Annotated in this window: 12 protein-coding genes; 6 read left to right on the forward strand and 6 right to left on the reverse strand. The window is 71.6% G+C overall.

The features are described 5' to 3' along the window. Positions 1 to 64 precede the first annotated feature (64 nt). The 4 genes from ACWC5O_RS34645 to narI are packed head-to-tail and all read left to right on the forward strand — an operon-like array spanning position 65 to position 6,578. Positions 65 to 3,760, forward strand: a complete 3,696-nt coding sequence (locus ACWC5O_RS34645) for a nitrate reductase subunit alpha (RefSeq protein WP_450583124.1) — start codon at positions 65 to 67, stop codon at positions 3,758 to 3,760. Continuing rightward, positions 3,760 to 5,355, forward strand: a complete 1,596-nt coding sequence (gene narH / locus ACWC5O_RS34650; RefSeq protein WP_450583122.1) for a nitrate reductase subunit beta — start codon at positions 3,760 to 3,762, stop codon at positions 5,353 to 5,355. The genes ACWC5O_RS34645 and narH overlap by 1 nt, the downstream gene beginning before the upstream one ends. 9 nt (positions 5,356 to 5,364) lie before the next feature. Next, positions 5,365 to 5,859, forward strand: a complete 495-nt coding sequence (gene narJ, locus ACWC5O_RS34655; RefSeq protein WP_450583120.1) for a nitrate reductase molybdenum cofactor assembly chaperone — start codon at positions 5,365 to 5,367, stop codon at positions 5,857 to 5,859. Then, positions 5,856 to 6,578: a respiratory nitrate reductase subunit gamma gene (narI, locus tag ACWC5O_RS34660; RefSeq protein WP_450583119.1), complete on the forward strand. Its 723-nt coding sequence runs from the start codon at positions 5,856 to 5,858 to the stop codon at positions 6,576 to 6,578. The genes narJ and narI overlap by 4 nt, the downstream gene beginning before the upstream one ends. A 90-nt stretch (positions 6,579 to 6,668) precedes the next feature. Here narI and dnaK read toward each other — a convergent pair whose 3' ends face one another. From dnaK to ACWC5O_RS34690, 6 genes are all read right to left on the reverse strand, one after another. After that, the gene (gene dnaK, locus ACWC5O_RS34665) at positions 6,669 to 8,534 is read right to left on the reverse strand and encodes a molecular chaperone DnaK (RefSeq protein ID WP_450583118.1); all 1,866 of its coding nucleotides are present in this window, start codon (positions 8,532 to 8,534) and stop codon (positions 6,669 to 6,671) included. Between the two features lie 139 nt (positions 8,535 to 8,673). Further along, positions 8,674 to 9,099, reverse strand: a complete 426-nt coding sequence (locus tag ACWC5O_RS34670; RefSeq protein WP_450583116.1) for an OsmC family protein — start codon at positions 9,097 to 9,099, stop codon at positions 8,674 to 8,676. 64 nt (positions 9,100 to 9,163) lie between these two features. Continuing rightward, a complete protein-coding gene (locus tag ACWC5O_RS34675; RefSeq protein ID WP_450583115.1) occupies positions 9,164 to 10,966 on the reverse strand; it encodes a vWA domain-containing protein in 1,803 nt (600 codons plus the stop codon). Then, complete coding sequence (locus tag ACWC5O_RS34680) at positions 10,963 to 12,024, reverse strand: ATP-binding protein (RefSeq protein WP_450583114.1); 1,062 nt, start codon at positions 12,022 to 12,024, stop codon at positions 10,963 to 10,965. Before ACWC5O_RS34680 ends, ACWC5O_RS34675 begins: the two co-directional genes overlap by 4 nt. Before the next feature lie 135 nt (positions 12,025 to 12,159). After that, a complete protein-coding gene (locus tag ACWC5O_RS34685; protein ID WP_450583112.1) occupies positions 12,160 to 14,277 on the reverse strand; it encodes a phage holin family protein in 2,118 nt (705 codons plus the stop codon). Positions 14,278 to 14,372: 95 nt separating this feature from the next. Continuing rightward, positions 14,373 to 14,804 carry a hypothetical protein gene (locus ACWC5O_RS34690; RefSeq protein WP_450583110.1) on the reverse strand — a complete coding sequence of 144 codons (432 nt, stop codon included), beginning with the start codon at positions 14,802 to 14,804 and terminating at the stop codon, positions 14,373 to 14,375. Positions 14,805 to 14,889: 85 nt separating this feature from the next. Here ACWC5O_RS34690 and ACWC5O_RS34695 point away from each other — a divergent pair, with 85 nt between their 5' ends. Continuing rightward, positions 14,890 to 15,663 carry an MBL fold metallo-hydrolase gene (locus ACWC5O_RS34695; RefSeq protein WP_450583108.1) on the forward strand — a complete coding sequence of 258 codons (774 nt, stop codon included), beginning with the start codon at positions 14,890 to 14,892 and terminating at the stop codon, positions 15,661 to 15,663. A gap of 14 nt (positions 15,664 to 15,677) precedes the next feature. Continuing rightward, positions 15,678 to 16,292: a DedA family protein gene (locus ACWC5O_RS34700; RefSeq protein ID WP_450781146.1), complete on the forward strand. Its 615-nt coding sequence runs from the start codon at positions 15,678 to 15,680 to the stop codon at positions 16,290 to 16,292. Positions 16,293 to 16,316: the final 24 nt, after the last annotated feature.

The raw sequence follows: 16,316 nt of genomic DNA on the forward strand, positions 1-16,316 counted from the left end.
TGAACAGGTGGGTGTCCCTGCCCGCCCCTAGGTTCTGAACCATGGGGTGAGCAAGGGAGCACACGTGACGGACACGCGGACACCACCGAGGGAGCCCGGTGCGGCGCTGCTGAGCGCCGGGCGGTTCTTCCGGCCGGGCACGCCCGCGCCCGACCTGCACAGCGTCACGCTCACCGGCGGCCGGGAAGGGGACGTCTTCTACCGGGACCGGTGGAGCCACGACAAGGTGGTGCACTCCACCCACGGGGTGAACTGCACCGGCTCCTGCCGGTGGAAGGTGTACGTCAAGGACGGGATCATCACCTGGGAGACGCAGGAGACGGACTACCCGTCGGTGGGCCCGGACCGCCCCGAGTACGAGCCGCGCGGCTGCCCGCGTGGCGCCGCGTTCTCCTGGTACACCTACTCCCCCACCCGGGTGCGCTACCCGTACGTCCGGGGCGTGCTCCTGGAGCTGTACCGGGAGGCGAAGCAGCGGCTCGGCGACCCGGTACTGGCGTGGGCGGACCTGCAGAACGACCCAGAGCGGCGGCGGCGTTACCAACGGGCGCGCGGCAAGGGCGGCCTGGTGCGGGCGAGTTGGGACGAGGCCGTGGAGATCGTCGCGGCCGCCCAGGTGCACACCATCAAGACCTACGGCCCCGACCGCATCGCCGGGTTCTCGCCGATCCCGGCGATGTCGATGGTGTCGCAAGCGGCCGGCGCCCGCTATCACTCGCTGATCGGCGCGTCGATGCTGTCGTTCTACGACTGGTACGCGGACCTTCCGGTGGCGTCCCCGCAGGTCTTCGGGGACCAGACGGACGTGCCGGAGTCGGGTGACTGGTGGGACGCCGCCTATCTGATGATGTGGGGCTCGAACGTGTCGGTGACGCGGACCCCGGACGCGCACTGGATGGCGGAGGCCCGCTACCGCGGCCAGAAGGTCGTGGTGGTGGCGCCGGACTACGCGGACAACGCCAAGTTCGCCGACGAGTGGCTGCACCCGCACCCCGGCACCGACGGCGCGCTGGCGCTCGCCATGGGGCATGTGATCCTCAAGGAGTTCTTCGTCGACCGGGAGACACCGTTCTTCGCGGACTACGTACGCAAGTTCACCGACCTGCCGTTCCTGGTGACGCTGCGCGAGCGGGACGGGGCGTACGTGCCGGACAAGTTCCTGCGCGCCGCCGATCTCGGGCAGGGCGGCGAGGGCGCGGAGTGGAAGACGGTCGTCCTGGACCGGGCGAGCGGCCGGGCGGTCGTCCCGAACGGCTCCCTGGGCTTCCGCTGGACCGAGTCGGGCAAAGGGAAGTGGAATCTCGAACTCGGCGCGGTGCAGCCGGAGCTGAGTCTGTACGGCAGTGAGGTCGCGGCCAACGTCGAGGTGCTGCTGCCGCGGTTCGACACCGAGGGCGGGGAGCACGGGCAGGGGCGCGGGGACGTGCTGCGGCGCGGTGTGCCGGCGACGCGGCTGGGCGGGGCGGCCGGGCCGCTGGTGACGACTGTCCACGACCTGCTGCTCGCGCAGTACGGTGTGTGGCGGCCCGGTATGCCGGGCGAGTGGCCCGCCTCCTACGAGGACGCCCGCTCCCCGGCGACGCCCGCCTGGCAGGAGCGGCATACCTCCGTCCCGGCCGCCCAGTGCGTGAAGATCGCGCGCGAGTTCGCCCGGACCGCCGAGCGGTCCCGGGGCCGCTGCATGATCCTCATGGGTGCCGGCACCAACCACTGGTTCCACTCCGAGACGATCTACCGCGCCTTCCTCGCCCTGCTGCAGCTCACCGGCTGCCAGGGCCGCAACGGTGGCGGCTGGGCGCACTACGTCGGCCAGGAGAAGTGCCGGCCGGTGACCGGCTGGGCGACGCTGGCCGCCGCCTCCGACTGGGTGCGGCCGCCGCGGCAGATGATCGGCACCGCGTACTGGTTCCTCAACACCGACCAGTGGCGCTACGACCGCTTCGGCGCCGATGTGCTGGCCTCGCCGCTCGGCGAGGGCAGGTTCGCGGGGATGACGGCGGCCGACTGCCTCGCCCTGTCGGCCCGCGCCGGCTGGATGCCGTCGTACCCGACCTTCGACCGCAACCCGCTCGATCTGGGCGAGGTGTTCGGCGACCCGGTGGCGAGGGCGGTGGCCGAACTCCGTGCGGGTACACTCAAGTTCGCCTGCGAGGACCCGGACGCGCCGGAGAACTGGCCGCGCGTGCTCACCCTGTGGCGGGCCAACCTGCTGGGCTCGTCCGCGAAGGGCGCCGAGTACTTCACCCGGCATCTGCTCGGCACCCACTCCTCGCTGCGTGCCGAGCAGGCCGCGCCCGGTGAACGGCCCCGGGACGTGGTCTGGCGGGAGGAGGCGCCCGAGGGCAAGCTCGACCTGCTGCTGTCGCTGGACTTCCGGCAGACCTCCTCCACCCTGCTGTCGGACGTGGTGCTGCCCGCGGCCACCTGGTACGAGAAGCACGACCTGTCCTCCACCGACATGCACCCCTACGTGCACTCCTTCACGCCGGCCGTGGACCCGCCCTGGCAGGCGCGCACCGACTTCGACGCCTTCAAGGCGCTCGCCGAGAAGCTGAGCGAGCTGGCCGTCGACCACCTGGGCGTCCGCAAGGACCTGGTGGCGACCCCGCTCCAGCACGACACCCCGGGCGAGACCGCCCAGCCCGGCGGGGTGGTCCTGGACTGGAAGCGCGGGGACTGCGACCCCGAGCCCGGGAGGACGCTGCCCAACCTGACCGTGGTGGAGCGCGACTACACGGCGGTCGGCGCCAGGTTCGGCGCGCTCGGCCCGCTGGTGGAGCAACTCGGGCTGCCCGCCAAGGGGATCGTCCTGCGGCCGGACGAAGAGGTCGCGCACCTACGGGAGTTGAACGGCGCTGTGCGTGGCGGACCGGCCGACGGCCGCCCGTCCCTGGACACGGCGGTGAAGGCGGCCAACACCGTCCTGGCCCTGTCCGGCACCACCAACGGGCGCCTGGCCACCCAGGGCTTCCACACGCTGGAGCGGCGCACGGGCCAGGAGATGGCGCAGCTGGCCGCCGAGCACGAGGGCAAGCGGGTCACGTACGCCGACACGCAGGCGGCGCCGGTGCCGGTGATCACCTCACCGGAGTGGTCGGGCAGCGAGTCCGGCGGCCGCCGGTACACCGCGTTCACGCTGAACACCGAGCACGGCAAGCCGTGGCACACCCTCACCGGGCGCCAGCACTTCTTCCTGGACCACGACTGGATCCACGAACTCGGCGAGGGGCTGCCGGTGTACCGGCCGCCGCTGGACATGAACCGGCTGTTCGGCGAACCGCGGCTCGGGCCCGACGGACAGCGGGAGGTGACGGTGCGCTATCTCACCCCGCACAACAAGTGGTCGATCCACTCCGAGTACCAGGACAACCTGTTCATGCTGGCCCTGTCCCGGGGCGGCCAGAACATCTGGATGTCCCCGCAGGACGCGGACGCCATCGGGGTGCGGGACAACGACTGGATCGAGGCCGTCAACCGCAACGGCGTGGTCGTGGCCCGCGCGGTCGTCTCGCACCGGATGCCGGCCGGCACGGTCTACATGCACCACGCGCAGGAGCGCACGGTGAACGTGCCGAAGACGGAGACCACCGGTATGCGCGGCGGCATCCACAACACGCTCACCCGGCTGATCCTCAAGCCGTCCCATCTGATCGGCGGCTACGCCCAGCTGTCCTGGGCCTTCAACTACCTGGGCCCGACGGGCAGCCAGCGCGACGAGGTGACGGTGATCCGCCGTCGCAGCCAGGAGGTCGAGTACTGATGCGTCCGATGGCCCAGATCGCGATGGTCATGAACCTCGACAAGTGCATCGGCTGTCACACCTGTTCGGTCACCTGCAAACAGGCGTGGACCAACCGGCGGGGCATGGAGTACGTCTGGTTCAACAACGTCGAGACCCGGCCCGGGCAGGGCTATCCGCGCCGCTACGAGGACCAGGAGAAGTGGCGCGGCGGCTGGGAGCTGAACCGCCGCGGCTTCCTGAGGCTCAAGGCGGGCGGCCGGCTGCACAAGCTCGCCGGGATCTTCTCCAACCCCAGGCTGCCGGAGATCAAGGACTACTACGAACCCTGGACGTACGACTACCGGAACCTCACCGACGCCCCGCTCGGCGAGGACTTCCCGGTCGCCCGGCCGGTGTCGTCCCTGGACGGCAAGCCGATGAAGATCGAGTGGTCCTCGAACTGGGACGACAACCTCGCGGGCGCACCGGCTCACGGCGACCTCGACCCGATGGTGGAGCGCGTACGCCAACAGGCCTCGGACAAGGTGAAGTTCGCGTTCGAGCAGACCTTCATGTTCTATCTGCCGCGGATCTGCGAGCACTGCCTGAACCCCTCGTGCGTGGCCTCCTGCCCGTCGGGGGCGATGTACAAGCGCGCCGAGGACGGCATCGTGCTGGTCGACCAGGACCGGTGCCGGGGCTGGCGGATGTGCGTGACCGGATGCCCGTACAAGAAGGTGTACTTCAACCACGCCACCGGCAAGGCCGAGAAGTGCACCCTGTGCTACCCGCGGATCGAGGTCGGGCTGCCTACGGTCTGCTCCGAGACCTGCGTGGGCCGGCTGCGCTACCTGGGAGTGATCCTCTACGACGCCGACCGGGTGACCGCTGCCGCGTCCGTGCGGGAGGAACGGGAGCTGTACGAGGCCCAGTTGGGCGTCTTCCTCGACCCGGAGGACCCCGCGGTGCGGCAGGCCTGCGAGGAGGCGGGCATCCCGCACGACTGGACCGAGGCCGCCCGCCGCTCCCCCGTGCACGCGCTGATCAGCAGGTACCGGGTGGCGCTGCCGCTGCATCCCGAGTACCGGACGATGCCGATGGTCTGGTACATCCCGCCACTGTCACCGGTGGTGGACGCGCTGGCCGAGACCGGGCACGACGGGGAGGACGCGCGGAACCTCTTCGGCGCGATCGACACCCTGCGCATCCCGCTGGAGTACCTGGCGGAGATGTTCACGGCGGGCGACACCCGGCCGGTGCGGGCGTCGCTGGAGCGGCTCGCGGCGATGCGGTCCCACATGCGCGCGCTCAACCTCGGCGAGCAACCGGACACGGCGATCGCCGCCGCGGTCGGCATGCAGCCGCACGAGATCGAGGAGATGTACCGGCTGCTGGCGATCGCGAAGTACGAGGACCGGTACGTCATCCCGACCGCCGCCGTCGGCGACGCCCGCCGGCTGGAGGAGTCGGCGCTGCCCGAGGGATGCAGCCTCGACCGCGAGGGCGGCCCGGGCATGGGCGGCGACGGCCCCTTCGGGCAGGACTCCGGCCGCAGACGGCTGCCGCTGGTGTCCGTCGAGAACTTCCACCTGCTGCGCAAGCGGCAGACCTCGGACCAAGCGGACGACGCCTAGGAGGCCCTGATGCCCTCGGACGCGGTGCTGTACCAGGCGGCGGCGCTCTGCCTGACCTACCCGGACGACGACTTCTTCGCCCGGCTGCCGCTGCTGCGCGAAGCCGCTCCGCAGCTGCGCGCGTTCACCGACCACGCGGCCGTCACCGAGCCGCAGGAGCTGGCGATGCACTATGTGCAGGTCTTCGACTTCAGGAACCGGCACAGCCTGTACCTGAGCTGGTGGCGGGACGGCGACACCCGGCGGCGGGGCATGTCCCTGGTCCGCTTCAAGGACGTCTACCGACAGCACGGGCTGGAGTTCAGCGGCGAGGAACTGCCGGACTTCCTGCCCGCGGTGCTGGAGTTCACCGCCCGTACCGGCGACACCGATCTGCTGACCGAACACCGCGACGGCCTGGAACAGCTGCGGTCCCGGCTGACCGACCACGGCACACCGTACGCGGCCGTCCTGGACGCCGTGTGCGCCACACTCCCGACCGCACACACCGGGGTGCGCTCATGACCACACTCCTGTGGGGCGCCCTGCCCTACATCGCCTTCGCCCTGCTGGTGGCCGGCCTCGTCTGGCGCTACCGCTACGACAAGTACGGCTGGACCACGCGCTCGTCGCAGGTGTACGAGTCGAAGCTCCTGAACATCGCCTCGCCCTGCTTCCACTACGGCATCCTGTTCGTGCTGGCCGGGCATCTGGTCGGGCTGTTCGTGCCCGCGTCCTGGACGCACGCGATCGGCGTCAGCGAGCGCACGTACCACCTGTTCTCGCTGTACGGCGGGACGGCGGCCGGAGTGCTGACGGTCGTCGGGATCCTTTTGCTCGTCTACCGTCGGCGGACCCGCTCCCCCGTGTTCCGGGCCACCACGGTCAACGACAAGATCATGTACGTCGTCCTGCTCGGGGCGATCGTCCTGGGCATGGCCGCCAAGCTCACCCATGCCTCCGGCGGCGGCTACGACTACCGCGAGACGATCGCCCCCTGGGCGCGCAGTCTGTTCACGCTCCAGCCGAAGACCCGCCTGATGGAGGGCGTGCCGGTGCTGTACCAGGTGCACGCGGTGATCGGCATGCTGCTGATCGCGTTCGTGCCGTACAGCCGCCTGGTGCATATGTTCAGCGCACCGGTGCAGTACCTGTTCCGGCCGTATGTCGTCTACCGGACACGGGATCCGAGGCAGCTCGGGCCGCGGCCGGAGCGGCGGGGCTGGGAACGGCTGGGCGGTTAGAGGGTGTCGTTTGGATCATCCCGGCATCGCGGGGTCCGGTCGGCCTGTCCGCACTGTTCGTCATGGCCGGCCTGATCCAAACGACACCCCCTAGGCAGCGCCGCCCTTCTGCTCCCGGTCCTCGTCGACGATCTCCGCGTCCACCACTCCCTCTTCCTCGGGCGGCGCGCTCTGTTCCTCGGCCGAAGTGCCGGAGGGCGAGGGCTGGGCCTGGCTGTACATGGCCTGCCCCATCTTCTGGCTGACCGTGGCGAGCTTCTCGACGCCCGTGCGCAGGGCGGCGGTGTCGGCGTTCTGCTCCAGCAGGGTCTTCAGCTCCGTGGCCGCGGTCTCGACCTCGGTGCGGGTGTCGGCGGGCACGCGGTCCTCGTTGTCACGGATGAACTTCTCGGTCTGGTAGACGAGTTGCTCGGCCTGGTTGCGGGTCTCGGCGGCCTCCTTGCGCTGCCGGTCCTCCTCGGCGTACTGCTCGGCGTCCCGCATCATGCGGTCGATGTCGTCCTTGGGGAGGGCGGAGCCGCCGGTGACGGTCATCTTCTGTTCCCGTCCGGTCGCGAGGTCCTTCGCGGAGACGTGCATGATGCCGTTGGCGTCGATGTCGAAGGCCACCTCGATCTGCGGGACACCGCGCGGGGCGGGCGGCAGGCCGGTGAGGTCGAAGACGCCGAGCTTCTTGTTGTAGGCGGCGATCTCGCGTTCGCCCTGGTAGACCTGGATGCCGACCGAGGGCTGGTTGTCGGTGGCGGTGGTGAAGATCTCCGAACGGCGGGTCGGGATCGTGGTGTTCCGCTCGATCAGCTTGGTCATGATGCCGCCCTTGGTCTCGATGCCCAGGGACAGCGGGGTGACGTCCAGGAGGAGGACGTCCTTGACGTCGCCGCGGAGCACGCCCGCCTGGAGGGTGGCGCCGACCGCCACCACCTCGTCGGGGTTGACGCCCTTGTGCGGGTCCTTGCCGGTGAGGTCCTTGACCAGGTCGGTGACCGCGGGCATCCGGGTCGAGCCGCCGACGAGGATGACGTGGTCGATGGCGGAGAGCTTCACGCCCGCGTCCTTGACCGCCTGGTGGAAGGGGGTCTTGCAGCGGTCCAGCAGGTCCGCGGTCAGCTCCTGGAACTGGGCGCGGGTCAGCTTCTCCTCCAGGTGCAGCGGGCCCTCGGCGGAGGCGGTGATGTAGGGCAGGTTCATCGAGGTCTCCGAGGACGAGGACAGCTCGATCTTGGCCTTCTCGGCGGCCTCGCGCAGCCGCTGCACCGCCATCTTGTCGCCGCCGAGGTCGATGCCGTACTGCCCCTTGAAGCGCTTGACCAGGTGGTCGACCACGCGCTGGTCCCAGTCGTCGCCGCCGAGGTGGGTGTCACCGTTGGTGGCCTTCACCTCGATGACGCCGTCGCCGATCTCCAGCAGGGACACGTCGAAGGTGCCGCCGCCGAGGTCGAAGACGAGGACGGTCTGCTCCTCACCGCGGTCCAGACCGTAGGCGAGGGCGGCGGCCGTGGGCTCGTTGATGATCCTGAGCACCTTCAGGCCGGCGATCTCCCCGGCCTCCTTGGTCGCCTGCCGCTGGGCGTCGTCGAAGTACGCCGGCACGGTGATCACCGCGTCCGTGACGTCCTCGCCGAGATAGGCCTCCGCGTCCCGCTTCAGCTTCTGCAGCACCCGCGCCGACAGCTCCTGGGCACGCAGCCGGGCGCCGTCCACGGTGCCCTGCTCGGGGAAGCGCCAGGCCCCGTCGCCCATGTGCCGCTTCACCGAGCGGGCCGTGCGCTCCACGTTCGTCACGGCCTGCCGTTTGGCGACCTCGCCGACCAGTACCTCACCGTTCTTCGCGAATGCCACCACGGAGGGGGTGGTCCGCGCGCCCTCCGCGTTCGTGACGACGGTGGGCTCGCCGCCCTCCAGGACGGCCACCACCGAGTTCGTCGTCCCCAGATCGATCCCGACCGCACGTGCCATGGTCCGTTCCCTTCCGCCAGGGCGCCTCGCACCCTTCCAGCACAAAACGTGCGTACGGCGCTGTCAATGTACGAATACCCGGAAACGGCGATGCCGCGCCCCTGCGCGGGAGCGCGGCATCGTGGCGGTCGTGCGGCGTTCAGGCCAGCTCGGCCGTCAGGGTGATGGTCGTACCGGTCAGGGCCTGGCTGACCGGGCAGTTCTTCTTGGCGTCCTCGGCCGCCGAGGCGAAGCCCTCCGCGTCCAGGCCCGGCACCTCGCCGCGGACGGTGAGGTGGATGCCGGTGATGCCCTCGCCCGGCTGGAAGGTGACGTCGGCCTTGGTCTCCAGGCGGGTGGGCGGGGTGCCGGCGCCGGTGAGGCCGTGCGAGAGGGCCATGGAGAAGCAGCTGGAGTGGGCGGCGGCGATCAGCTCCTCGGGGCTGGTCTTGCCGCCCGCCTTCTCGGCACGCGACGGCCACGACACCGGCTGCTGGCCGATGCCGGAGGAGTCGAAGGTGACGACGCCGTTGCCCTCGATCAGGTTGCCTTCCCAGACCGTGTGTGCGGTGCGCGTGGTAGCCACGGTGGTTCCTTTCGCATGTGGTCCCGTGTCCAAGTCCTGCGCCCCCATCCGATCACATCCGGGCTCACTGCACCCTGAAGACCGGGCCACGCGGAGTGAACGGAAGGCGACCGCCCTGCGGGATCAGATAGGCGTGCTCGCGCCGCACCCGCAGGACGTCGCACCAGCCGTCGGTGATCACCAGCACCGGCGCGCCCGGCGGGAAGTCCGGCGCGCGGTGCAGCAGGTCGATACCGGGCTGCAGAACGGTGCCGCCGCGCCCGTGCACCCGTACCCGGCCGGCGATCTCGGTGACCGGCACATAGCCCGCGTCGTGCGGGGCGGCGTCGCAGAACACCACGCGGGCGGCCGGTACGTCGCGGGCCTCGGCATAGGAGGCGATCGCGCCGAGGGCCTTGCCGAGCAGGGTGCGGTCCATCGAGCCGGAGGTGTCGAGGACGACGCCGAAGGTGCAGCGGGCGATCTCCTGCGGCGGGAGGTAGCGGCCCGCGCGCGGGATGTCGGGGGTGGCGGACTGGCGGCGCGAGGGGCGGGCGTAGGAGCGTACGGCCTGTGGGCTGGGCACGAACTCGTCGAACCAGCGGGCCAGTCGGGCGTCCCAGGGCAGCGGGGGGTGGCTGAGCGCGCGGATCTCCTCGACCAGTCCGCCCGGCAGGAATCCGCGCTGCTGCCCCTGATGCAGGTCCATGCCGCGGACCAGGCCGCGGCGGTAGAACTCGTCCAGGTCCACGGGGGCGCCGGGCGGGCCGAGCGGGGCGCCGAGGACGTCGCCGAGGCCCTTGCCGCGCAGGGTGGCGAGGCGGCGCATGCGGCGCCGGTCGCCGGCGATGCGGTCGTAGACCTCCTCGGCGGACAGACCCGCCAGCCGCGGGTCGTACAGCAGACCGTCGGGCATGGTGCCGACCTGCATCTCGGCGAGCCAGCCGTTGATGACGTAGTCGCAGGCGACGTTGAACAGGTAGGGGTCGCGGGTGCCGCAGCGGTCGCCGTGGCGCAGGGCGGCGTGCAGCATCTCGTGGGCGAGGACGAACCGCCACTCCTCGTCCTCGAAGGTGCGCAGCGGGTTGACGTAGATCTCGCCGGCCTCGGCGTTGACGGCGGCGACGGCGATGCCGTGGGCGCGGGCGAGTTCGGCGTCGGCGACGAGTCTGATGCCGGCCGCGATGCCGCCGAGCAGCGGGTAGGAGGAGACGAACCAGCTCAGGGCCCGCTCCCAGGGGCGCAGCCGGGTGGGGCCGCCGGTCATGTCGTCGCGGCGGCCGCCGGCCAGGTCCATGGCGGTGGCCATGGTGCGGGTGAGGCCGTGGGCGAAGGCGAGCTGCCAGTCGGGGGGCTGCTGCAGGTGGCCGGTCCAGGGCACGAGCAGCTGGTCGGGTTCGGTGCCGGCCGTGCCGCAGCGCTCGTATACGGCCGGGATGTGTTCGTCACGGCGCCAGCGGGCGGCGATCTGCTCCTCGTCGCCGTCGGGGTAGGACGCGGGCAGGTCGTCGGGGGTGCGGCCGACGGGGAAGGTGAGCAGGAAGCGGTTGACGACGGCGCAGCGCGCGGCGAGGTCGTAGCGGTCCGGCTGTACGCGTTCGCCCTTGGCGGCGGGGACGTGCCCGAAGCCGAGGTGGATCAGGCCGTGGGCGATGGCCCAGGCCCATTCGGCGGGCTCCGCCCGGCGGGTGGGGTGCAGGTGGACGCGGCCGCCGGAGTCGATGCGGACCAGGCCCTGGCGGGGCGAGGCGGGGCAGTCCTCGCGGCGGCACATGTCGGCTTCGATCGCGGCGAGCGCCGGGTTGGCCCACACCAGCTGGACGCCCTTGGCGCAGTCCTCGGCGGCCGGATCCGGCTTCTTCCTGCTCTTCGCGGTACGGCTGCTCATCGCCGGGCCTCGACCAGCCGGGGCATGTCCCGGGCGGCCTCGATGAGGAACCAGGCGGGCAGGACGGGGTTGCCGTCGGCGTCGGAGGCGATGACGCTCTGCGCGACTTCGACGGAGATCTCGGCGAGCTGCACCAGCAGGGACTTGGCGCGGTAGGCGGTCTGCCGGCCGTTCGCCGACATGTGCTCCTTGCTGACCGGCAGCTCCTTGACCAGGCGGCCGCGGAAGGACTCGGCGAGGTAGTACAGCAGGTCGCGGTCCTCCAGGCGGTGCGGCCAGCGGGCGTCGCCCCTGAGGATCGCCTCGATGCCGAAGCGGCTGCGGACGATCTTGACGTAGCCGCAGAACGCGGTGGCGTGCGCCGGGGTGAGGGTGCCGTGCGCGAGGACGCTCAGGGTGGGTTCGTCGAGGTCGGGTCCGAAGGAGTGCAGGGCGTCGGAGAGCATGTGCCAGGAGCGGGGCGTGGAGAACGGCTCCTCGGTCTTCGGCGGCTGGGACCACAGGTGGTCGGGCCGGTCGGTGAGGTGGTCCAGGATCCACGGGTGGATGCCGTGGCCCGCGGCCCAGGCGAGCCAGTCCGTCGGGGAGGCCTCGAGGTGGACGTGGGCGAGCCGGTTGACCAGGGCGGAGGCGATGGGCCGGGCGAGAGCGTTGTCGGTGGCGCGGTTGCCGGCGCCGATGACGATGGACCCCTCGGGCAGCTCGTAGCTGCCGATACGGCGGTCGAGGATGAGCGAGTAGAAGGCCTTCTGCACGTCCGGGGTGGCCGCGTTCAACTCGTCCAGGAACAGGCAGTACGGCTCGTCTCGGGCGATCGTCTCCGGCGGGCAGAACACGGAGCGCCCGTCGCGGATCTGCGGCACGCCGATCAGGTCCTCGGGGGCGAGCTGGGTGCCGAGCAGGCTCACGCACTCCAGGCCGAGCGAGGCGGCGAACTCCCGCACCAGGGAGGACTTTCCGATGCCGGGGGCGCCCCAGACGAAGACGGGCCGGACGGTGGCGAGGCCGAGCAGCAGCTCGGGGAGGCGGGCAGGGGTGACCGTGACGGCAGCCTGCAAAGCAGAGGCTCCCTTCTTTGCGCCTAAACCGGCGCCGCTCTCGCGTACGTGGTTGCTCGCCGTCGAGGTTCTCAATTGATGGTTGCGGCCGTCACTTGAATTTTCTGCACGGCCCGGCGCTGAGAGCCTCCACGCTCAGGCGGCCCGCTCCTCTTCGGCCTCCGTGCCGATCGGCACCTGGGGGCCGTTCGCCTCGCGCAGCCAGCGGCGCAGTACGCGGTGCACGTGCTCGGCACCGGTCAGCTCCGCTCCCTCCTCGACCGGCGCGGACAGGGTGAGCGGGGAGAGCAGGAAGGGGTGGGACTGGGCGCCGCCGAGGCCGCCGTGGGAGCCGATCTGCTCCTCGAAGGCGAGGACTTCACCGTCGGCGGGGTCGTGGAAGGAGTTGACCATGATGTCGGCGGTGTGCGGGAAGGAGTGGGTGCGGCGGACGGCATCGGCGGCGCCGGGGCCGAACCGGGCGAGCGGACCGGGCTCGTGGTCCAGCTCGGCCAGCGGGATCTCGGTGCCGTAGGGGCCGAGCACCACGCCGTCGTGTTCCTCGCTGCGCACCAGCAGGAAGCCGATGCCGGGGTGGTTGGCGAGGGTGGCGAGCAGGGCGGGGTGGCGGGCCTCGATCTCCTCCTTGGTCATGCGGTGCGGCACGTCCGGGAAGGAGACCAGGCCGAGGTTGCCGGAGGCCAGCACGATCGGCTCGGAGTCCGGAGCGAAGCGCGATGGGGGTCCCCCCGCCCGAAGGGTGGGGGAGGGCCGGTGCAGCTCGCCCTTCTCCTCCACGGGCCGGTGCAGGGCCGCGCGGACGGCGGTGCGGGCCTCTGCACCACTGCGGGTGCGTTCCGCCCGGCGCGGTACCGGCAGTCCGCAGCCGGCGCGGACGAGGTCGGCGAGGGTGAGGCCGTAGCGGGCGCGGAAGGTCTCGCCGGGGCTCTGGCCGTGGTCGGACAGGACGACGATCCGGTAGGGGCGCGGGGCGTGTTCGGCGGCCTTCTCGATGAGCGCGAGGGACCGGTCGAGGCGCTGCAGCACCTTCTCGGCGTCCCGGCTGCACGGTCCGGAGTGGTGGGCGACCTCGTCGTAGGCGACGAGGTCGGCGTAGACGGCGGTGCGGCCGGCGAGCAGGTCGCCCATCACGGCGGCGACCACGACGTCCCGTTCGACGACGGTGGCGAAGGCGCGCATGAAGGGGTAGAGGCCGCCGCGGCTCACCCGTGGCCGCTGCTTGCGGATCCGGGCCCGGGTGGACTGGCCGATCTCGCGGGCGACCTCGGCGACGAAGGACAGGGCGGTGCGCACCGCGTTGGCGGGGTCGGAGAAGTAGGCGAAGTAGCCGGCGCGGGAGCGGTTGTCCCGGCCGCGGCGGCGGGTGGCGATGGACAGCACGAGAGCCTGTTCGCCGGCGCCGCCGCTGAACAGGTTGCCGCGGCTGGCGCCGTCGACGGTGAGCAGTCCGCCGTCGCCCGTGTGCGCCATGGCGCGGCGTTGGAGTTCGACGGCGCTGGTCGGGCGGTTGCACACCATCACCTCGCCCCGGTCCTTCTCGTACCAGCGGAAGGCCGGCACGTCGAAGGCGCTGCCGTGCAGGATGCCGAGCTGACTGGCGCCGGTCTGGCTGGACCAGTCGGTGCGCCAGGGGACGAGCCCGTGGGTCGGCTGCCCGCCGTCGCCTGTCGACAGCCAGCGGCCGACGGTCGGCATGAGTCCCTTGCGGACGGCGTCCGTGAGCACGTCGTGGCCGACGCCGTCGAACTGGACGCAGACCAGGCCGGGCGTGGCCGCGCACGGCGGACCGGCTCTGCGGCGGCGGTCGGCCAGGCGCAGCAGACGGCGGCGGTAGGCGTCGTCGTCGCGTACGGCGAGGGCGGCGCCGGTGGCCGAGGCGACGGCGGACATCACGGCGGCCACGATGACGGCGGTCTCCGGGGCGACCTCGCCCCGCCCGGAGGGGTTGATGCGCAGGGCGAGCAGCAACAGGGAGCCGTTGAGGAAGAAGACCAGCAGGCCGAGGACGAACGCCGGCACGAGCAGCAGCAGTCGTACCAGGAGCGGCCACACCACGGCCGAGAGCACACCGAAGGCCCCGGCGCCCAGCGCGGCGGTGACGGCTATCTGCGTGGCGCTGTCACCGTCGGCGGACTGGAGCCTGAAGTCGGGCAGGAGGCCGGCGAGCATGAGCATGGTGAGCGTGGAGACCGCCCACACCGTGACGCTCCGCCCGACCTGACTGGCGATCCGCCGCCACCGCACGCCCCGCACGCCCCGTACACCTCGCGTCCCGGCCCGCTCGATCACCGGGCCTCACTCCACCTTGTCACACGGGACGGAGCCCGGCCGGGCGGGGCACCGGGCCCTCACCGGCCGTCGTAGCCCGCCGTCGGCATGGACAGCCTGCGGTGCACCCGCGCCTTCATCTGCGCGTCGTACGAGGGCTCGGCCCGCCCCACCGTCTCCACCCGCACCCCGCGCCGCGCGCACTCGGCGGTGAACTCCTCCACCGAGGACAGGGCACGCTCCAGCACGCGCCGGCTGGGTGCGACGAACACGTCCACGCCGGGCCGGACGCCGTCCCACAGTGCGCAATGGTCGAAACGCAGCCCGCCCACGAGAAGTTCCCGCACGACCACATAGCCGCGCTCCGCCGCCCACCGGGCGCACATGGCGTGCTGGCTGCGGGAGTCGACCAGGAACGGGTCGGCCTCCAGCTCCTCCAGAGGCGTCAGGCTCGCGATGGCGGTGACCCGCACCTGTGCGAGTTCGTCGGAGGCACCCCGCAGCTGTCCCATGGCGTCCCCCTCACCTCCGGGTTTCGCCGCCGACCCTACTCCTGCCCGTAGGCTTCGGGGGAGTCGCGCGAAGGAGGCGAAGAAGGTGCCGGTGGAGATCACCTGGTGGGGTCACGCCACCTGCGCGCTCCTGGATTCGAACATACGAGTGCTCACCGATCCCCTGTTCGTGAACAGGCTCGCGCACCTGCGCCGCCGACGGGGCGCACTGCCCCCCGCAGAGGCCCACCGCGCGGACGTGGCGCTCGTCTCCCATCTGCACGCCGACCATCTGCACGTACCCTCGCTGGCCGCCCTCGCCCCGGGCACGCGCCTGCTCGTGCCCCGGGGCGCACCACGGGCGGTCCCCGGGCTGCGCCGGCTGCGACAGCTGCAGATCACCGAGATGGCCCCGGGTGACTCGGTCCGGGTCGGGGACCTCGTGGTCCGTGCGGTGCCCGCACGGCACGACGGCCGCCGGCTGCCGGTCGGGCCGCACCGCTCCCCCGCGCTGGGATACGTCGTCGCGGGTGAGGCGCGGACCTACTTCGCCGGGGACACCGGGCTGTTCGACAGCATGGCGGAGCAGGTCGGGCCGGTGGACGTGGCCCTGCTCCCGGTGGGCGGCTGGGGACCGTACCTCGGCGAGGGGCACCTGGACGCCGGTCGGGCGGCGCGGGCGCTGGCCCGGCTGGAGCCCCGGGTCGCGGTGCCGGTGCACTACGGGACGTACTGGCCGATCGGCATGGACGCGGTGCGCCCGCACGAGTTCCACGCGCCGGGCGACGAGTTCGTGCGCCTGGCGGCCGCGGCCGCGCCGCAGGTGGCCGTGCACAAGCTCGGGCACGGGGAGAGCGTGCGCCTGGAGGTCGCGCGGTGAGATGGCCGGCCGCGGTGGTGCTGGCCGCTGTTTCCACGTCCACTGCGCCTCCGGAGACCACGCAGCAGGCGATCGGGTATCCGTCCCTGTTCCTGCTGGTGCTGATCGGGGCGTTGGTGCCGGTGGTGCCCACGGGGGCGCTGGTGAGTTCGGCCGCGGTGGTGGCGTTTCATCAGACGGCGCCGTTCTCGCTGGTGCTGGTGTTCGTCACGGCCTCGCTGGCGGCATTTCTCGGGGACGCGACGCTGTACTGGCTGGGGCGGCGGGGGATGCGGTCGCGGAACGGGTCGCGGTGGCTGGAGGCGATTCGCGCCCGGGCGCCGGAGGAGCGGCTCGCGCAGGCGCAGACGAAGTTGGCCGAGCATGGGGTGACTGTGCTGGTGCTGTCCCGGCTGGTGCCTGCTGGGCGGCTTCCGGTGATGTTGGCGTGTCTGATGGCCGACTGGCCCTTGCGGCGGTTCAGCCGGGGGAATCTGCCTGCTTGTCTGGCTTGGGCGTTGACGTATCAGGTGATCGGGGTTCTGGGCGGGTCGTTGTTTCCGGAGCCGTGGGAAGGGGTGGTGGCTGCGGTGGGGTTGACGCTGGTGATCAGCGCGGTTCCGAGTGTGGTGCGGCGCGTTTCTCGGTAGCGCCGTGGGAGGTCGGTCGTCTTC

The organism is Streptomyces sp. NPDC001450, from assembly GCF_053597295.1.